Origin of the sequence: Noviherbaspirillum sp. (assembly GCF_036846085.1) — a bacterium.
Taxonomy (GTDB): Bacteria; Pseudomonadota; Gammaproteobacteria; order Burkholderiales; family Burkholderiaceae_D; genus Noviherbaspirillum.
In genome coordinates, this window is sequence record NZ_DAIUCO010000090.1 from 1 (window position 1) to 18039 (window position 18039).

The window sequence follows — 18039 nt, forward strand, 5'->3', positions numbered from 1 at the left end:
CTCGCCCTCGCCTGATCGCTCCTACGAGCAATAAAAAACCCCGCCTTCGAAAAAAAGACGGGGTTCGTCAGCAGTCTGAGACGAACCCTGCGGTTCGTCTTTTTCATTTCGGCGAAGCAGTCGAAGAAATCCGACTGGCCTGAAAAGACAAATGCCCGCTTGCGCGGGCATTTGATGATCTGGCGGAGTGGACGGGACTCGAACCCGCGACCCCCGGCGTGACAGGCCGGTATTCTAACCGACTGAACTACCACTCCTGAAACTTGCTGCATCTGTCCGACCGAATTGCGGGAAGGACAGCCGACGTTTGTCACCACGTCTGAAGGGCACGAAGTCTACAGCATCTTCAGCAAGTTGGCTAGGGGGAAGTTGATTCCTTCCTGAAATGCCATGCACGATCCTGGTGCGAACCAGTTGTATTGGCAAGACTCCAATGCATATCTTTCAACCGGGCATGAGGCAGGGCGGCTATGCAAAACACCCCATGGAATCACGTCGCCACGCGCGCCGCATTCGGACAGCTCGACCGGATGCGCCAATGGCGCGGCGCCTTGTTCGACGCTGCGGGATTTGCGCCGGTCGAGTCGGCATACCGTGTCGTGCATGAGGAACCGGGCCTGCGATTGCGTCGCTACGGCGATGAACACGCCGGCGGACCGGCGATGCTCATCGTGCCGGCGCCGATCAAGCGTCCGTATATCTGGGACCTGGCGCCGTCAGTCAGCGTGGTCCGGCAATGCCTGGCGCAGGGCATGCGCGTCTACCTCGCGGAGTGGGCAGCCATCGGCGACGACGAGCAGGGATTCGGCCTTTGCGATTATGGCAACCGCCTGCTGCATGCGTGTATCGAGCGGATCGAAGCGGATTGCGGTGAGACCGCCTGCGTCATGGCCGGCCATTCGCTCGGCGGGATACTGGCCACCGCATTCTGCTGCCTGCACCTGGAGCGGGCGAGGGCGCTCATTCTGCTGGAAGCGCCGCTGCACTTCGACGCCGATGCGGATCGGATCACATCGGCAGTCCACACCGCGCCGGATGCACGTGCAATCGCCGCCGCCTTCGGCACAGTGCCGGGATCGTTCCTGAACGCGGCCAGCGTATCGGCCGCCCCGGATGAATTCCGCTGGGAGCCTTACCGGGATTTTTCGCTGTCCATTGCGGATCGGGATGCTTTCGCCACGCACATGCGGGTGCTGCGCTGGACCCATGATGAATTCGCACTGCCCGGGCACTTGTTTGCCGACGTGGTGGAGTGGCTCTATCGTGATGACAGGCTGATGCGCGGCATGCTGGACATGGACGGACAACGCATCGGACCGGGAAATCTGCTGACGCCGCTATTGAGCGTCTATGATCCTCGCAGCTCTGTCGTGCCGCCGCAATCGGTCGTTGCATTCCATGAGGCCGCCGCGGGGAGCCAGAAAAAGCTGTTGCAGTACGAAGGGGATGTCGGCGTCGCGCTCCAGCATGTCGGCGTGCTGGTGGGGCGGAATGCCCATGCGGTGATCTGGCCGGCGGTCTTCGAATGGCTGTCCGAACTGGCGGTCCTGCCGCGATCCCGGCCGGTAAGCTGACCGGACGCACGGCAGCCGCCACGGAACCTGCGGCCTTGGATACAATCCACCGGTTTCCTTCAACGCCTGCCCACTGCCATGGATGATTCCGATTCGCCGCTGTTTCCTCCTATCGAACCGTACCGCAGCGGCGTGCTGCCGGTGGACGAACTGCATACCCTGTATTGGGAAGAATGCGGCAACCCGCACGGCGAGCCGGTACTGTTCCTGCATGGCGGACCGGGCGGCGGCTGCACGCCTAAGCAACGCCGATTCTTCGACCCGGCGCATTACCGCATCGTGCTGTTCGACCAGCGCGGCGCCGGCCGTTCCACACCGCTCGGCGAATACCGCAACAACACCACGCAACTGCTGGTCAGCGATATCGAACGCCTGCGTGACATGCTCGGCATCGACCGCTGGCTCGTGTTCGGCGGTTCATGGGGATCAACGCTGGCGCTGGCCTATGGCGAAGCGCACCCGGAACGCTGCCTGGGCTTCGTCCTGCGCGGCATCTTCCTGTGCACGCAGGCGGAAATCGACTGGTTCATCAATGGCATCCGATGGTTTTTTCCGGAGGTGCACGCGGAATTTGCCGAACCGATACCCGAAGGGGAGCGCGGCGACCTGTTGCAGGCTTACACCAAACGCCTGTTCTGTGACGACCGCGCCGTCACCGTCGCCGCCGCGCGCACCTGGAGCCGGTATGAAGGCCGCTGCCTGTTCCTGAGACCGGACGCGGAAGCCGTCGAAGACTTCAGCTCCGATGTCGTCAGCCTCGGCATCGGCAGGCTGGAAGCGCATTATTTTTTGAACCAGGGATTTTTCAGCGACGACCAGCTTATCCGCAACGTCGACCGTATCCGTGATCTGCCCGCCGTTATCGTGCAAGGCAGATACGACGTGGTGTGTCCACCCTTGTCCGCCTATCGCCTGCACCAGGCATGGCCAGAGGCAAAATTCCACATGATCCCCGATGCCGGCCATGCGGGTTATGAACCGGGCACCGCTGCGGTACTGGTGGCGGCAACGGAGCAATTCAAGACCCGGCGTTGCTTCGATTAATTCTTTCGATCGCCCACTGCCCAAGAATGCCTGTTTGCATGAACCGGCCGGCACTATAATTGTTCGACGGAAAGCGCCGGTTGCCGTGCATGTGAAGAACTGGCGATGCCGCTATCAACGTTTTTCGCCAAGTCGAGTTCATCATGTACAACAGAATCGCAGTCATTTTCCTTGGCGGCATGCTCGCCGCCTGCAGTACGTCGACCGACGACAGGCTCGCCGAACCGGCGAAACAGGAGCGGCGGGAACCGGTAAGTCGTGTGGAACAGGTCGAGACCACCCTCGATGCAACCTCCACCGCATCCACCATCGATGGCTATAAGCGGGATATTGCGCAGCGGATTGTCCAGGTCAATTCCACCAAGGTCTTTGTCGGACGTCCGCAAGCGCTGCTGCGCTCGGTCGTCGTCGTGCGGTATGCCGTCGATGCACGGGGAAATCTCGTGCATAGTGAAATCCAGCGCTCCAACCGCGACAAAGTCACCGAAGTCACTGCGCTGGCAACCTTGCGCAACGCCGCGCCGTTCCCCAAGCCGGCATCGAACCTGCTGCGCCGGGGGCGCGTGGATATTTCGGAAACCTGGCTGTTCAACAATGATGGGCGCTTCCAATTGCGTACCATCGCCGAACCACAGATGGACAGGTAGCCCGGCAGATTTCATCGTCTCCTTTCAAGGCATGCACCTGTCTTCATACAATTGCGAACGCCTCTGCATCCAGAGCGCAACAGGGCAGCCGCCGGGTTACATACTTTTACACAGTCAATAAGAAGCAAAAAATCAACGGCTTGAAGGGTGTTCACGCGCAGCCGTAGCCCATGACTGCGGTAGCGCCCTGAACGCCGGCCATGCTGCTTCATCCAAGCTCCTGCATCGACGATGCTTTTTTCATTATCTCCCAGGAGCATTTTCATGAGCTTGAAAACCACTATCCGGACCATGTCCTTCGTATTGATTGCCTCGGTGTCATCGATCGCACTCGCGCAAAGCGGCTCCGGTTCATCCTCTCCGTCCGCGACAGGAACATCGAAAGGCGCCACCGCAGGCCCCACCGGCGCAGGCAGCTCCAACGGCGCCACCAAAAGCTCCGGCAGCACCGGGGCGTCAAGCACCGCCGATACGCCATCATCCACATCCGGATCGACAGCCGGCGGTTCCGGCGCGGCCGGTGCCGCAGGAACTTCCGGTACGACCGGCAAGAGCGCCAGCGGCGTATCGAATTCGTCGGGTGCATCCGCAAGCGGCGACGAATCGGCATCGAAAAAGAAAAGCCAGGCGAAACAGAACAAATCCGACAAACCCGGCAAGGGCCAGAAAAGCACCGAATAATTCCCGCGCTGCGTCACGGAAGCAAAATGCAACACCAAGTTTGGCAAGCGGCTTCCGGGCCGCTTTTTTTACTTCGGCTCACGCACACACACTGTTGCTATTGATTTGCCGGGCAGGGACGAATCTGTTTTAATGGAGACGATTCCTTCTCTGCAATCCTTCATGACCTCCACTTCCTCCCCCGTGCTTGCTGCAGCCGGTCAACGGCCCGCTAAACTGTATCGCTATTCGCATCACACTTGGCTTGAACGTTCGCTGTCGCTGGGTGAATTCCGCCTGCGTGCTCCGCTGCAGGGCCTCACGATGCCGCAATCCGGCAAACAGATTCTGCCGCTTGCGGCGAAGCAGGACATGTCCGCCGGCTACCTGACGCTCAGCCTTGCCCATGCATGGGATGACGCGTTGTTCGATCTTTTTTCAGGCGCGGATGCCTGTCTCGTCATCCACGACACGGAAGAGTTTGGCGAGCGTATTCATCACGCCGCGCAGAAGACCCTGCCAAGCTGGGCAGGCATCGATGCCGCCATGTCCTACGGCATGCCGAGTCCGCTCGGCGCCGCCTTCTCCAAATCCAGGCAGAGCGCGCCCGAAAGGGAGTGGCTGTTCGCATGGCGGCCGACGCAGGCCATGCCGATCTTCAATCCAGTGACGATCCGCATCGGAAGCGTCGAAAGCATTGCGGAGATCCGGTTGCGGTCGGCATAATTGATTCTCCACGCCAATGTTGTGGTTTGATCAAACGACGCCGCCGCACATTTGATAAATTACCTTGCATAAAGACTTTCGCCGTGATCGCCCGGAATGAATGCATGCGGGCCTGGCGCATGTCTGATTCACCCGCAGTCGCTGTGCTGGATTAACTTCCCGTTTTCCGCGACTGCCAACTAAAGGAGTAACGCCATGCCGACGTCCAGCATCAAGACGGTACGACACGATATGAGCACGCTGGTGCGCGATGCACAGGCCTTGTTTCGCGAAGCGACCTCGGCTTCCGGCGAGCGTGCCGACGAGCTGCGCCACAAGGGCCTCATGCTTCTCGACGCCGCCATGGAAAAAGCCCAGGACGCACAAGTGATTGCCGTGGAAACCAGCAAGGAAGTGGCGCACCAGACCGACTTCTTCGTTCGCGCAAATCCATGGCGGGCAGTGGCGATCTCCGCGGGCGTCGGATTGCTGGCCGGCTTGCTCCTCTCGCGTAAATGAACGCGGTGGACAAGCCAGCGTCCGGCGCGACGCCGATACCTGCAGGCGGGCTCGCCGCCGGCCTGGCTGGAATGGGTAAAAATCTGTTCGGCTTGCTCGTCAGCCGTGTCGAGCTGGCGGCTTGCGAGCTGGGTGAAATCCGCAGTCATCTCCTCAAGCTGCTGCTGTTGTTCGGCATCGGCGTGGTGGTGGTCTGGTTCGCCATCGCTTACTGGACCGCGCTGATCGTGGTGCTGGCATGGGACAGCTGGGGCTGGAAGATACTGCTGCTCATGGCAGCTGTATTTACTTTGTTGGCAGCCGGTTTACTGTTCTATGCGCGCGCACTGCTGAGCGCGAACAAGCTGTCGATGCCGGCCACCATGGCCGAATTGCGCAACGACCGGGATGCCTTGCTGTGAAAGGTGACGCCATGATGGATGAATCCTCCGATGACCATGCCGTTGCGGACCGCAAAGAACAATTGATCGCGCAGGGCCGGGTCTTCCGCGCACGTGTCGTGCAATCGAAGCAGGCGTTGCAAGCCGGCCTGCGTCCGCAAGTGCTCGCGAAAAGCGCCATTGCCCGGGTTGCTCCCGTGGTGCTTGGCATGCTGGCAAGCCGTGGCGTCTCCGGTGCAAACGGCCTCGACCTGCAGCAGGCATTACCCTTGTTGGCCGACGGCTACTCCGCGTTGTCGCGCAGAGGGTTGGTCAAGCCGGCGCTACGTGTCGCAGGCATCGCAGGCATCGTCGGTGCGATCGGGTGGATGGTCGCCAGCCGGCAAAGGGCCGATGACACGGATTCCGCTTCTTCTCCGGCGCAAACTCCCGGCCCGACAATCTGAATGACTTGATTGCAAATGTAATTAAGTTTTTCATCGCTGCAAGGATGACGAACTTGCATTTGCCCCGGATGTCGAAATCATGTTTGACACGAGGGGGAAAGCAATGAAACATCAACGAACTGTCGCCGCGCGGCTGAGTGTTACCACACTTGCCTGCGCGCTGGCATTGGGCGGTTGTGCAAATATGAATGAGGTGCAGCGTGGAACGGCAACGGGCGCCGGTGTCGGCGCCGGCATCGGCGCGGTGCTGGGCGGAACGGTCGGGAAGGGCGGCGGAAGCCGGGCGGCAACCGGTGCTGTTGTCGGTGGCGCTGCCGGCGCAGTCATCGGCAATATCTGGTCTGCGCGAATGGAAGCGCAGAAGCGCAAGATGGAGCAGGCGACGCAAGGCACCGGTGTGGAAGTCACGCAAACCGCCGACAATCGGTTGAAACTGGAGATTCCCAGCGACATTTCATTCGATACCAACCGGTCGGACATCAAGCCGAATTTTCGTCCCGTGCTCGACAAGTTCGCCGCCAGCCTGGTCGAGAATCCATACACCAAGGTCACCATCATCGGACACACCGATAGCACCGGCTCGGAAGCGATCAATAATCCGCTGTCCTATGACCGGGCTGCCCGCACCCGTGACTATCTGAGTACACGCGGCGTCGCTGCAAGCCGTTTCATCGTCGATGGTCGGGGAGAGCGTGAACCGGTGGCGTCGAACGATTCGGAAGCGAGTCGCGCCCAGAACCGGCGGGTGGAAATCTTCGTCGCCGAGCCGCAGGCCACCGCGCAGGCACCGCAACAACCCTATCCACAGCAGCCGTATCCGCAGCAGAATTACCCTCAGCAACCGTATCCGCAACAGCCGTACCCGCAGCAGACTTATCCGCAACAGCCTTATCCCCAACAAACGTATCCACAACAGCAGCCATATCCGCAACAGCCACGATAAATTGTGTGCAGTTACTTCGGCAAGGCAAAAAAAAGCCGACCTTCAAGGTCGGCTTTTCATCATCTGGCGGCTTCGTTTATTTGGACGCCGATACCATGAAGTCCACTGCTGCTTTGATTTCATCATCGGATGCTGAGGATCCGCCTTTTGGTGGCATCACGCCAGCCTTGCCCTGGAAACCTTTGATCGCATGGGTGTAGAGTGTTTCGTTGCCTTGCTGAATTCGCGGCGCCCAGGCTGCCTTGTCTCCGGTTTTTGGTGCGCCTGCAATGCCGGCCCCGTGGCAGGCGACACATGCGGTGTCGTAGATCTTCTTGCCGACTTCTGCGGATACCTTGGTCGGTTGCGCCGTGTTAGCCGCTGGAGCGACGTTCTGCGCCGTTTGCGTTGGGGACGCCATTGGCTGCGAGGCTGATGCGACCGGAGCTCCTGCGGATTGCGGCGGCGCTTCCGCAGCAGCCGGCGCTGCTGGCGCCGCAGCGGCTGCAGCCGGTTTCACTTCCGGCTCCTTGAATTTTCCGCCGGACTGGTTGGCCATGTAGACCACGGCACGGGCGACTTCGACATCATCCAGGTCAGGATTGCCACCCTTTGCCGGCATGGCGCGGATACCGTTCACGGCATTTGCAACCAGCTTTTCATAGCCCTGCGCTATGCGGGCTGTCCAGCCGGCCGTGTCACCGGTCTTCGGCGCGCCTGCTGCACCGCTGTCGTGGCAGGCTGCGCAAACAGCCTTATAAACGGCGTCGCCCGCCTGTAACTGCTTCGGCGCGTTGGCATCGCGGAATGTAAAGCCTTCTTCCGCCACCGGCCGCAGGCGTGCCGCCACAGATTCCGGCGACATGCCCTCCGAACCGGCGCCCGAAATGCTGTCGTTACCTACATACATCACCAGCAATACAATGCAGACGATAGGAATGATGAAACCGGCAGCCACAGCAGCAATGAGCTGCTTTGGGGTCTTGATCAATGATCCATGGTCGTTATGTGCGTCGCTCATTATTCCCTCAATACAGATTTCGAAACCGGCAGCGGTGCGCGCACGAGAGCGGGGCTCATCGATACTGCGGCGCAATACTCGCAAAACCCTTGATTATAGACGCAAAATAGCTGATTAGGAACGCACGTTCCTTATATTGCATGGACGGCACAGCCGAAAAAAGGTATCCTTCATGCCTTCCCAAGTTTCTCTACGCGGCTGTAGCTCAGTGGATAGAGTATTGGCCTCCGAAGCCAAGGGTCGCTGGTTCGATTCCAGCCAGCCGCGCCATTTGTTGATTCAGCAAGGTAATCGTTACTGAAACCGTTTTCAGTCGCGCCAATTTTTGATTCCGACCGAGTCGAATTTTGTGCTGAAAATCAATCTCGCAAGATATTTCCCGTGATGACGACACCAATCCTCAATGCCCCGCGTTGGCGTAGCCAATGTGGCAATGGATATACCCGAGGAACATCGTCAAACGCAGTTGATGCAAATCGCTCCTCGGGACAATTTTCGTGTCGTCAAATGCACAAATAACAGGCGGTGGAAACAGTCTGTTGAGATGGCAAGTTGCCCGATGTTGTCGCTTCGTATATGCTTGTAGATACAGGTTTCTGGTTGCAACAGTCAACCGGCGCAAGTCCTTTTCAGGACAGCCGCTTGGCCGGACCGGAAAGGCCTGATAATAAAAAAGCATTTATACATTCGAGACAAATCATCCGTAACGCTCCATCTTTCTTCCAAAAACAGTCACCGCGTGTTGTGCGTTCCGCATCGCACGGCGATACATTGATAATGAGGATTTCATGAAACATTCCAAATTGCTTGCTCTGCTTTTGTCTGCTGCTTTTGTGGCCGGTTGTGCAGGGATGAACCAGGGTTCTTCTTCCGAATCCGGTCAACGGTCGACGGGGCAAGTCGTTGATGACGCCGCTATCACTGCAAAGGTTAAGGCAGCGCTGTTGGCTGATCCTGAGATCAGTGGCTTGGCAATCAATGTCGATACGAGCCAGGGTGCCGTCCGTTTGAAAGGCGAAGTCAAATCGGTTGCACATTTCCAGAAGGCTGGTTCGATTGCCGAAGGCGTTGCCGGTGTGCGCTCGGTCGATAATCAAATCATTGTGTGCATGACCTGCAAATAATTGGTATGGAATCCGACGGTTGATTCCGCCGGAAATGAAAAAGCCCGCGCTGCGGGTAATGCCGTTCAGTTAAGGTTTTTCTTGAAGACACGAACGGTGTAACGATGTGGCAAAGCCTTTACGGCCCGGTCGATTTTTCGGCCGGGCCGTTGTTCATTCAAGAGCATGACCAGGCGCTGACGAAGGCGCTGTAGTAAAGCGGGCAGTTTGCCCTGTGCCCGGGTCGCGGCGGCCCAGTGCAACTCGTACTGGATGGCATGGAAGGCACGGATAAAGCTGATCTCGGTCGGCTCGCACTTCACCTTCAGCGCTGCCTTGGCCATTTCCAGTCGGATCAGGTTGTAGGCGGTCAGCGTTCCCCAGATTTCCTGGTAGACGCCCTCGACCGTGCGGCTACGCAAGGTCAAGGCCATTCCCATCATCGTCTGCTTGAGTTCACGATAGCTTGTCTCAATGTGCCACCGGTGAGCGTAGCAGGCAGTGATGTCCTTGGCCGTGTAGCGCCTGGTATCCAACAGCGATGTCAGCAGTACGTGCTTGCGTGCACTCTGGTCGATGACCGTGATGGCACGGGCACGCCATGTTGCAGGCAACTCCGGGCATTTCTTGCGTGCCTGGGGCGATACGCGCATCTCAACGATGGCATCCTCGGGTGTGCCGCCAACAACGTTCCATTTGCTATTGGCCTTGGCCGGAATGATGAAGTGGCGATTGGTTCGGCCATGGGTCAAGCCACACAAGATCTCGGCCGACAGGAAGCCTTTGTCGAAGACGGTGAGCGAATCCTCCGGGATCGATGCAAGCAGCTCTTTGGCGTAGAGCATCTCATTGATCCCATAGGGACCGAACCTGGCATCGAGAATCAAGTGAGTCGGCAGCGCGGTCAACGTCACGCCCCGTACTTGCGGATAGCTCGAAATCCGGCCGCTGGAATAGACCTGCTCGCCGAAATGCGCGCGATGCTCTGGCGTATCGGCGCTCTTCAAGGTCGTGCCGTCCACCGCAAACAGGCTCAGGCCCTTGAACAGGTAGCGCTTGCGGTCCTGCTCAGACCAGGCCTTTGCCGAGATCTCAAACAAAGCCCGCAAAGGGTCGGCGCCAAGGCGCTGCCGTGCTTGCGCTACTGCGCTTTTGCTGACGAAAGGTGTGTGCATGTCCGGTAGCGCCAGGTCCAGATCGTCGACCACTTCGCTGATGGACTGATGCCGGTACAGCGCCAGTGCGACGACTAACCACACCACTTGCTCTGCCGGCAGACGGCGCTGCCGAATGCTCGCTTTGCCCGTGTAGGTAACCGCTTGCTCGATCCACTCGTAGGGCAAGTGCTGCCCCAGGCGAGCCCAGTCCGGGCTTTCCTGGCCTTGCACAAGCAAATAAAGCGCGTCATCCAGCATGGTGACGCAGGTTAACAGCCCTGGCCACCGTTTACAACACCCCAAAATAAAAATGCCGTTCAGCTCTTAACTGAACGGCATTACCGCGCTGCGGGCTTTTTTCTTAAGGCGATACCGATTAATTTTATGCGGCGGCAAGTGCTGCGCGCTTCAGCGCCTTGGCAGCCTCCTGCTTGGCGCGTGTATGGGACGGCGGCAGGCGACGCAGGGTTTTGAGCGCCGGGATGTCGTTCAGCACGATGGCGCGCTGGTCGACGCAGATCAATCCGATGGCATTGAATGCCGACAAGGTGCGGCTGACCGTTTCCAGTGTCAGGCCAAGGTAGTTGCCGATTTCCTGGCGGGTCATCCGCAGGTTGAACTGCTTGCCGGAGTAACCCATTTCCGTGAAGCGGTCGGACAGGTAGACGAGGAAGCGGGCGACGCGCGCTTCGGCGCTCAGGGAGCCGAGCGTGCCGACCATGGCCTGTTCACGCACCAGTTCACGGCTCATGACGCCGTAGATGGCGGCTTCCAGTTCGGAGTGGGTGCGGCCCAGCGCGGCGAAGGTCTTGAACGGTACGAGGATGACTTCGCAATTGGAGAGAGCAACCGTTTCTGTCGAATACTGCTTGCTGTGAATGCCGTCGATGCCGAACATGTCGCCCTTCATCGGGAAGCCGAGCACTTGCTCGTTGCCGGATTCATCGATCATCACCGATTTGAGGAAGCCGGAGTAGACGATGTAGAGCATGTCGAACGGCTGGCCGATGGTATGCACGCGCTGACCGGCCTTGAACTGCATGTGCTGAAACTGGAATTCGTCGCCACCGAGTGCCGAAGTGAGCTGGACGCGCAGCAGATCACACACCTCTTTCAGGCTCGACCACAGCTTGCCGTTGCGTTGCCATCCGGCGGCGCCGGACACGGAAGCAGTATTGGAGAGTGATGAAGTAGTACGTTCCAATGTGTGCGATGTCAGCATATTGTTCCCTGTATGAATTTAAGAGTTATCGTCAGAATTAGTTATCAGCAGAATCTTGCCGTTAGGTGCGTATCCGGCAGTTGATGGAACGAATTATGTCGATTCATCAAGTTGATGAACATCAGCATTCGGATGAAAAACACTATGGGAAATAGTTGGCGTCCTGTCAGCCTTTTCCTACACGGACTGTTTCAGTGGCTCAAGACGTTTGAATCAACCGTCCAGAGCTAACGGATTTGTCATGCTGATATTAATTTGTGCCGATTAGCGACATCGGACGGCACAGGTTGCATCAAAGCATTTCTTATTGTCAGCAATGAATGCAAAATGCTCTTGCGTATAAAGCAGTACGCAAGGGCAAATCCGTCGAAAGGCGGAGACGCAAAACTTCCGGACTTCGCATGCACCGCGCATGCAAGCCAGCGGGGTCGCCGAGACTGGTTTCAGGCGCAGCAATGCCCTTTTTCCGACATGAAACCGGAGAAAGGCGACACATGTCCTCCTTCCCATTTTTTCAGCGCAGCATGATCGCCACGGCGATAACGGCGGCATTCATGCTGCAGGCCGGCGCCGAAGGCGTGCCTACACAATCCGGTGTTGTGCTCGAACCGGCGCAAACCTATTTCCCGACTGTCGGCGCAAGCGATATGGAGCGCTCGAATTCAATGGGCGTGTTGCGGCAGATTCGCGCCGACTATGCGTATGCCCGCGCGATTACCGGCAATGGTGTAACGATTGCCGTGCTTGATACCGGGTTGAATGCGCGGCATCGCGAATTTGCGGAGCCGGCGAAGATCGGTGCGGGATTTAACGCAATTACCGGGGCATTCGACACGACCGATCGGATGGGACACGGCACCCATGTGGCCGGCCTGATCGGCGCCGGGCGCAACGGCAGCGGGATATTCGGCGTGGCATACGATGCGCGGATCTTGCCGGTAAAAGTGCTGCAGGACAGCGGAAGCGGCTCGACCGTGTATCTGGATCGTGGGCTGCGTCACGCGATCGGCAAGGCGGCGATTGCCAATATCAGTCTCGGCGCGGCGTCGCGCTACGATCCGCAGGCGATGCTGGAAGCGGTGCGCAGCGGCATGCTGATCGTGGCCGCCGCAGGCAATGACGCCGCGGCGAACCCGAACTGGCCGGCGCGTTTCGCAAAGGAGGCCTGGGCCAACAATCAAATCATCGCGGTGGGAGCGGTCGATGCGAACAATCGCATTGCGGCATTTTCCAATCGCGCCGGCGACACGGCTGCCTGGTTCCTCGTGGCGCCGGGCGTCCGGCTGATGTCGCCGTATCTGAACGACCAATACGTGACCATGAGCGGCACGTCGATGGCGACACCCGTCGTCAGCGGTGCGGCGGCGCTGATCAAGCAGTTGTGGCCATCGCTGCGCGCTGATCAGATCGGCAACATCCTGCTGGTCACCGCAACCGACCTCGGTACGCCGGGTATCGACCCGATTTACGGGCGCGGATTGCTGAATGTCGAGAAGGCCCTGCAGCCGATCGGCTCGGTGACCACCACCACGTTCAACGGCAAGACGATCAATGTGTTGCAAGGCGCTGCCCAGCCCTCGGCCGCGGTAAGCCGGCTGTGGAGCCTTGCCGCGTCGGGCGATTTGCGCGTGGTCGGGCTGGACGATTTCAATCGCGATTTCAATATCAATCTCGGCGCGCAGGTTGCCCGGCCGGCGACGTTATCGATCGACCAGGTGTTCGGCGCGATGGCAAATCGCATCGAGACGGCGGAGCAGGTGCTGGCCGACGGGTCGCAGCTGACGGTTGCCTACCATCGGCGCACGGCGGCGGATGGCTGGCAATTCGGCCCCGCGCCTGCAGCGAAGCTGGCGGCATTTTCGTTCCTCGCGAAAAGCGCGGGCGGCCGGGAAGCGTCGGTCGGGATCGGTGGCATGTCGGCCGGCTACTTCGGCATCGGCGCGCTTCGGCTTGATCACGGCATGTCATTCGGCGGTGTCGCCGGATTGTCGAATCCGTATGGGGAATTGGTTCCGGCTGCATTGCACATGGCGGTCGCGCAGGATATCGGTGGCTTCAAACTCAAACTAGGCATGCTGAGCGCAGGTTTGAACCGGGCGCTCGCCACGCAGGATAGTGTCTTCCTGCCCGACTCCGGCTGGGGGCGCCCGCCGAAATCCGATGCCGCGTTGTTCGAAGTATCACGATCCTTCGGCGATGCCGCGATGGCGGTATCGTTCTCCCAGACCAGCGAAGTCAATGCCTACCTCGGTTCGCAGTCGCGCGGCGCGCTGGCCTTCGGGCAGCGTGCGTCGACCAGTTCAGTTCAGCTGGCAGGCGCCTTGTTGCTGGCGCGTGACCTTGCAATGGCGGGGCAAGCGTCGTTCGGTGTCACGCCGGGCAGCGTGGCGAGCGGCAGCCTCATCACCGAGATCAGCGGCATCAGGACGAATGCATTCTCGCTGGCACTGATTGCGTCCGACCGGCTGAAGAAGGGCGACCGCTTCAGCGTCGCGGTATCGCAGCCGCTCCGTACCTACGCAGGGCGCATGGTGATGGATGTGATGACCGGCGTGGATGGCAACGGCCAGCAGCAACGTGAACGGCTGGTGTTTTCCATGGTGCCGGTGGTGCGGGAATGGCGGGCGGAGGTGAATTACCAGCAACCGCTGCGCAGGGACGAAGCGGTGGCCATGACATTGCTGTTGCGCCGGAATCCGAATCACCTGAGCGAAGCGCCGACGGAAAAGCTGGCATTGATTCGCTACAGCAGGCAGTTCTGAAACGGCGGCATTACGGTTTTTGCCGTTTCTGTTACCTGCTGCTGGACAGGTGGGATGCATGGGCGTAAGCTAAGTTGCATTACGGCAATATTAAGTCGGCTGTTTCTGCACCCTGTTTCCGCGACTTACCAAAACACCCATGCCCGACGACCAATTCAATGCCCCTGCAAATCATTCCGCGATGCCAACGCGCGGACGCAGGTTCTGGCAGATCGGCATCCCATTCCCGGAAAGCATGGAGGCCGCGTTCCAGGAAGAGATGGACCGGGTTCGCCTGCACCGCAATCGCCTGACCGGCCTGACGGCCGTCGTCATCTACGGACTGTTTGCGATTACCGACCGGGTCCAGTTGCCGGATCTGTACAAGCAAGCCTGGGCAATCCGCTTCCTGCTGGTGATGCCGCTGCTGGCGCTGTGTACCTGGGGCATCAGCCGGGTGTCGCGTGTGGTCGTGCGCGAGATCCTGCTGGCGTCGATGGGCGTCATCGCCGCCGCTAGCATTGGCTGGATCGCCTGCCTGAGCTCTTACCAGTACGCCGGCCGCCTCGTCATTGGTCTTGGACTGGTTCTGCTGTTCAACAGCATTGTCCTCAGCCTGCGTTTCCGCAGCGCGCTCGCCAGCGCGACACTCATCGTTTTCATTTTCGGTGCCTCCCATACCTATATGCAGTCCGTCACCGGAGAGCCGACCTCTTTCGGTGCCTGGGTAGTGTTCCTGGCCTTTGTCGCGATCGGCCTGATCGGCAATTTCCGCACCGACCAGGATCAGCGTCGCGCTTTTCTCGCCACCGCCCGCGAGCAGGAGCGCAACGAGGAACTGAGCCATGCCGTTGCGCTGCTGGGCAAGTTGTCCGCGGAAGACCCGCTGACCCAGCTCGCGAATCGCCGTGAGTTCGACCGCCGCCTGGCGCTCGAATGGGGAAGGGCGCGGCGGGGCGGCTATCCGGTTGCGCTGATCCTGGCCGATGTCGATTTCTTCAAGAGTTTCAACGACCGTTACGGCCATCCGGCGGGTGACGCCTGCCTGAAGAGGGTCGCTGCCATTCTGCGTTCGGTGCCGCAACGATCCTCCGATCTGGCGGCTCGACTCGGCGGGGAGGAGTTCGGTGTGCTGCTTCCCAGCACGAATATCGAAGACGCCACCCAGCTTGCCGAGCAGATGCGCAAAGCCGTGCTGGCCCTGGAAATTCCGCATGAGGCGTCCGGCGTGTCGCCAATGGTGACGATCAGCTTCGGCGTCGTCGCGATCCAGCCGGGATTGCGCAATGATCCGGCGGAACTGCTCGCCGGGGCCGACGCCGCGTTGTACAAGGCAAAGAAGGATGGCCGCAACCAGGTTGCGCTGTACACTGCATAGCCGGCCGGAGGCCACTTCAGACTGACATAGCAATGCATTGCCACGTTTTTACCTACGGTTCGCTCATGTTCGCCCCTGTCTGGGAAAAGGTCGTGCGCGGCAGCTACCGCTCGGCGCCCGCGACTGCCCGGGACTATGCGCGATTCGACATCTCCGGTGAAACCTACCCCGGCATGGTTGCCCGAGCCGGTGCCCAGGTGGACGGCGTCGTTTATTTCGACGTCTCCGCCGATGACATCGCGGCGCTGGACGCCTTCGAAGGGACCGAATACCGGCGCGACACGATTTCCGTCGTGCTCGACAGCGGCGACACAGTAGCCGCCGCCAGCTATGTTTTCATCGCATCCAGGCGACTGGGCGCGACGGTGTGGCGACCGGAAAGCTTCCAGCTGGAGCGTTTCCTCCGCACATACTGTCCGAGATGATCGCGACAGGCGAGCCGGTATAATTCTCCATCCTCCAACCTCCTTGTCTGGCCATTCCGCCAACATTCCCACAACCCCATGCTCGCTTCGCAAAAACAACAGATCATCGACCTTTTCCAGGCAGCGCTGGCTCCGATCGTCGCCGGCTCCGAATTGCAGCCCGCCGTCATCCTGGAGCGTCCGCGCGACCCGGCGCACGGCGACATCGCCTGCAACATCGCGATGCAATTGGCCAAGCCGCTGAAAAAGAATCCGCGTGAACTGGCCCAGGCGCTCGTTGCCGCCTTGCTCGCCGATCCGGCGAGGACCGGCCTGATCGAATCCATCGACATAGCCGGTCCCGGTTTTATCAACCTGCGGGTGGCGACCGCCGCCAAGCAGGCGGTGGTCAAGGAAGTGCTGGTCCAGGCCGACGCTTTTGGCAGGAGCACCGCCGGCGCCGGGAAAAAAGTGCTGGTCGAATTCGTCTCGGCCAACCCGACCGGTCCGCTGCACGTCGGCCACGGCCGCCAGGGCGCATTGGGCGACGCCATGTCGGCGCTGCTCGAAGCGCAGGGCTTCGACGTCACGCGCGAGTTCTACTACAACGACGCCGGCGTGCAGATCGCCAACCTCGCATTGTCGGTGCAAGCCCGCGCCAAGGGGGCCAAGCCGGGCGACGCGGCGTGGCCGGAATCGGCCTACAACGGCGACTACATCGCCGACATCGCCGCCGACTTCCTGCAGAAGAAAACCGTGGCCGCCAGCGACGGTGCACCGGTCACCGCCAGCGGCGACCCCGAGGATATCGAATCGATCCGCAAATTCGCCGTCACCTACCTGCGCCGCGAACAGGACCTCGACCTGCAGGCGTTCGGCGTGAAGTTCGACAATTACTATCTTGAATCCTCGCTGTACACCGACGGCAAGGTCGCCGCCGCAGTCGATGCGCTGGTCAAGGCCGGCAAGACCTATGAACAGGATGGCGCGCTCTGGCTGCGCACCACCGACTACGGCGACGACAAGGACCGGGTGATGAAAAAGTCCGACGGCACCTATACCTATTTCGTGCCGGATGTCGCCTATCACATCACCAAGTGGCAGCGCGGATTCGGCAAGGTCATCAACGTGCAGGGCAGCGACCACCATGGCACCATCGCGCGCGTGCGCGCCGGCCTGCAGGCTGTCGGCCTCGACATCCCGCAGGGTTACCCCGATTATGTGCTGCACAAGATGGTCACCGTGATGAAGAACGGCGAGGAAGTGAAAATCTCCAAGCGTGCCGGCTCCTACGTGACGGTGCGTGACCTGATCGAATGGTCGGCCGGCGACGCAACGGCCGAGGACGGCACGCGCGACCTGACGCGCGGACGCGACGCGGTGCGCTTCTTCCTCATCTCGCGCAAGGCCGATACCGAGTTCGTGTTCGACATCGACCTGGCGCTGGCGCAGTCCGATGAAAACCCGGTGTACTACGTCCAGTACGCACATGCGCGCATCTGCTCGGTGCTGGCGCAATGGGGTGGCGATGCATCGGCGCTCGATGCGCTGCGCGGCGTCGACCTGTCGCCGCTGGTGTCGCCGCGGGAAGCGGCACTGTTGGCAAAGCTGGCTGAATATCCGGAGATGCTGCAGAAAGCGCTCGACGAACTCGGCCCGCATCAGGTAGCTTTCTATCTACGCGATCTGGCGGGTGAATTGCATAGTTACTACAATGCGGAACGGGTTCTGGTGGACGACGAGTCCGTCAGGATGGCGCGCCTGGCATTGATGTGCGCAACGCGCCAGGTGTTGCGCAATGGTTTGGCGCTGATCGGCGTATCGGCGCCGTCAAGGATGTAATCAGGGACGTACAGGCAAACGGAAGCACGGACACATGCACACTCAGCACCATCACTACCCACTTCGCAACAGGCAGCACGGCGGCACACTGGTCGGCATCGTCATCGGCCTGGTGATCGGCCTGGCGATCGCATTGGGCGTCGCCATGATGATCACCAAGACACCGGTGCCCTTCACCAACAAGATGGGCAAGCATGAGAAGTCCACCGGTCCGTCGGCGGCGCAATCCGCCGATCCGAACCGGGCTCTGTACGGCAATCGCGCGGCCGCGAAG

At 60.0% G+C, this 18039-nt stretch carries 18 protein-coding genes, 2 tRNA genes and 1 riboswitch; of the genes, 15 read left to right on the top strand and 5 right to left on the bottom strand.

Annotation, left to right across the window (positions count from 1 at the left end):
• Nucleotides 1-180: 180 nt before the first annotated feature.
• Nucleotides 181-257, bottom strand: a tRNA-Asp gene (locus tag V7080_RS12225).
• Nucleotides 258-470: 213 nt separating this feature from the next.
• On the opposite strand from V7080_RS12225, the gene V7080_RS12230 reads away from it, so the two are divergent.
• The 3 genes from V7080_RS12230 to V7080_RS12240 all read left to right on the top strand — a co-directional run bounded on the left by V7080_RS12230 (nucleotide 471) and on the right by V7080_RS12240 (nucleotide 3265).
• Nucleotides 471-1574 (top strand): alpha/beta hydrolase, encoded by a 1104-nt coding sequence (locus tag V7080_RS12230; RefSeq protein ID WP_334188675.1) that lies wholly within the window; start codon nucleotides 471-473, stop codon nucleotides 1572-1574.
• A 78-nt stretch (nucleotides 1575-1652) separates the two neighbouring features.
• The gene (gene pip / locus V7080_RS12235) at nucleotides 1653-2618 is read left to right on the top strand and encodes a prolyl aminopeptidase (RefSeq protein ID WP_334188676.1); all 966 of its coding nucleotides are present in this window, start codon (nucleotides 1653-1655) and stop codon (nucleotides 2616-2618) included.
• A gap of 143 nt (nucleotides 2619-2761) precedes the next feature.
• Nucleotides 2762-3265 (top strand): energy transducer TonB family protein, encoded by a 504-nt coding sequence (locus V7080_RS12240; RefSeq protein WP_334188677.1) that lies wholly within the window; start codon nucleotides 2762-2764, stop codon nucleotides 3263-3265.
• Between the two features lie 11 nt (nucleotides 3266-3276).
• On the opposite strand, the gene V7080_RS12245 is transcribed toward V7080_RS12240, so the two are convergent.
• Complete coding sequence (locus tag V7080_RS12245; protein WP_334188678.1) at nucleotides 3277-3993, bottom strand: hypothetical protein; 717 nt, start codon at nucleotides 3991-3993, stop codon at nucleotides 3277-3279.
• Between the two features lie 115 nt (nucleotides 3994-4108).
• Between V7080_RS12245 and V7080_RS12250 the strand changes: the two genes are divergently transcribed.
• The 5 genes from V7080_RS12250 to V7080_RS12270 all read left to right on the top strand — a co-directional run bounded on the left by V7080_RS12250 (nucleotide 4109) and on the right by V7080_RS12270 (nucleotide 6918).
• Nucleotides 4109-4651, top strand: coding sequence for a hypothetical protein (locus tag V7080_RS12250; protein WP_334188679.1), 543 nt, complete (start codon nucleotides 4109-4111; stop codon nucleotides 4649-4651).
• Nucleotides 4652-4846: 195 nt separating this feature from the next.
• Nucleotides 4847-5149: a DUF883 family protein gene (locus V7080_RS12255; RefSeq protein WP_334188680.1), complete on the top strand. Its 303-nt coding sequence runs from the start codon at nucleotides 4847-4849 to the stop codon at nucleotides 5147-5149.
• The gene (locus V7080_RS12260) at nucleotides 5146-5550 is read left to right on the top strand and encodes a phage holin family protein (protein ID WP_334188681.1); all 405 of its coding nucleotides are present in this window, start codon (nucleotides 5146-5148) and stop codon (nucleotides 5548-5550) included. The genes V7080_RS12255 and V7080_RS12260 overlap by 4 nt, the downstream gene beginning before the upstream one ends.
• An 11-nt stretch (nucleotides 5551-5561) precedes the next feature.
• Nucleotides 5562-5975 (top strand): hypothetical protein, encoded by a 414-nt coding sequence (locus V7080_RS12265; protein ID WP_334188682.1) that lies wholly within the window; start codon nucleotides 5562-5564, stop codon nucleotides 5973-5975.
• Nucleotides 5976-6078: 103 nt separating this feature from the next.
• Nucleotides 6079-6918 carry an OmpA family protein gene (locus V7080_RS12270; RefSeq protein ID WP_334188683.1) on the top strand — a complete coding sequence of 280 codons (840 nt, stop codon included), beginning with the start codon at nucleotides 6079-6081 and terminating at the stop codon, nucleotides 6916-6918.
• A 76-nt stretch (nucleotides 6919-6994) separates the two neighbouring features.
• On the opposite strand, the gene V7080_RS12275 is transcribed toward V7080_RS12270, so the two are convergent.
• Nucleotides 6995-7918: a c-type cytochrome gene (locus V7080_RS12275; RefSeq protein ID WP_334188684.1), complete on the bottom strand. Its 924-nt coding sequence runs from the start codon at nucleotides 7916-7918 to the stop codon at nucleotides 6995-6997.
• 194 nt (nucleotides 7919-8112) lie between these two features.
• On the opposite strand from V7080_RS12275, the gene V7080_RS12280 reads away from it, so the two are divergent.
• Nucleotides 8113-8188, top strand: a tRNA-Arg gene (locus tag V7080_RS12280).
• Between the two features lie 518 nt (nucleotides 8189-8706).
• Nucleotides 8707-9042 carry a BON domain-containing protein gene (locus V7080_RS12285; RefSeq protein ID WP_334188685.1) on the top strand — a complete coding sequence of 112 codons (336 nt, stop codon included), beginning with the start codon at nucleotides 8707-8709 and terminating at the stop codon, nucleotides 9040-9042.
• A 65-nt stretch (nucleotides 9043-9107) separates the two neighbouring features.
• Here the strand turns inward: V7080_RS12285 and V7080_RS12290 are convergent, their stop codons facing one another.
• A complete protein-coding gene (locus tag V7080_RS12290; protein WP_334188686.1) occupies nucleotides 9108-10436 on the bottom strand; it encodes an IS4 family transposase in 1329 nt (442 codons plus the stop codon).
• A gap of 124 nt (nucleotides 10437-10560) precedes the next feature.
• Nucleotides 10561-11400 carry a Crp/Fnr family transcriptional regulator gene (locus V7080_RS12295; RefSeq protein WP_334188687.1) on the bottom strand — a complete coding sequence of 280 codons (840 nt, stop codon included), beginning with the start codon at nucleotides 11398-11400 and terminating at the stop codon, nucleotides 10561-10563.
• A 346-nt stretch (nucleotides 11401-11746) separates the two neighbouring features.
• Nucleotides 11747-11836: riboswitch (cyclic di-GMP riboswitch) on the top strand.
• 58 nt (nucleotides 11837-11894) lie between these two features.
• On the opposite strand from V7080_RS12295, the gene V7080_RS12300 reads away from it, so the two are divergent.
• The 5 genes from V7080_RS12300 to V7080_RS12320 form a co-directional block, all read left to right on the top strand.
• Nucleotides 11895-14162, top strand: coding sequence for a S8 family peptidase (locus tag V7080_RS12300; RefSeq protein WP_334188688.1), 2268 nt, complete (start codon nucleotides 11895-11897; stop codon nucleotides 14160-14162).
• 139 nt (nucleotides 14163-14301) lie between these two features.
• Entirely contained in the window at nucleotides 14302-15519 is a 1218-nt protein-coding gene (locus V7080_RS12305) for a GGDEF domain-containing protein (protein ID WP_334188689.1), read from the top strand.
• 32 nt (nucleotides 15520-15551) lie between these two features.
• A complete protein-coding gene (locus V7080_RS12310) occupies nucleotides 15552-15944 on the top strand; it encodes a gamma-glutamylcyclotransferase family protein (protein ID WP_334188690.1) in 393 nt (130 codons plus the stop codon).
• Between the two features lie 78 nt (nucleotides 15945-16022).
• On the top strand, nucleotides 16023-17765 hold the full coding sequence (argS, locus tag V7080_RS12315; protein WP_334188691.1) for an arginine--tRNA ligase: 1743 nt from the start codon (nucleotides 16023-16025) through the stop codon (nucleotides 17763-17765).
• A 34-nt stretch (nucleotides 17766-17799) separates the two neighbouring features.
• On the top strand, nucleotides 17800-18039 hold a 240-nt coding region (locus V7080_RS12320; protein ID WP_334188692.1), incomplete at its 3' end, for a DUF2613 family protein.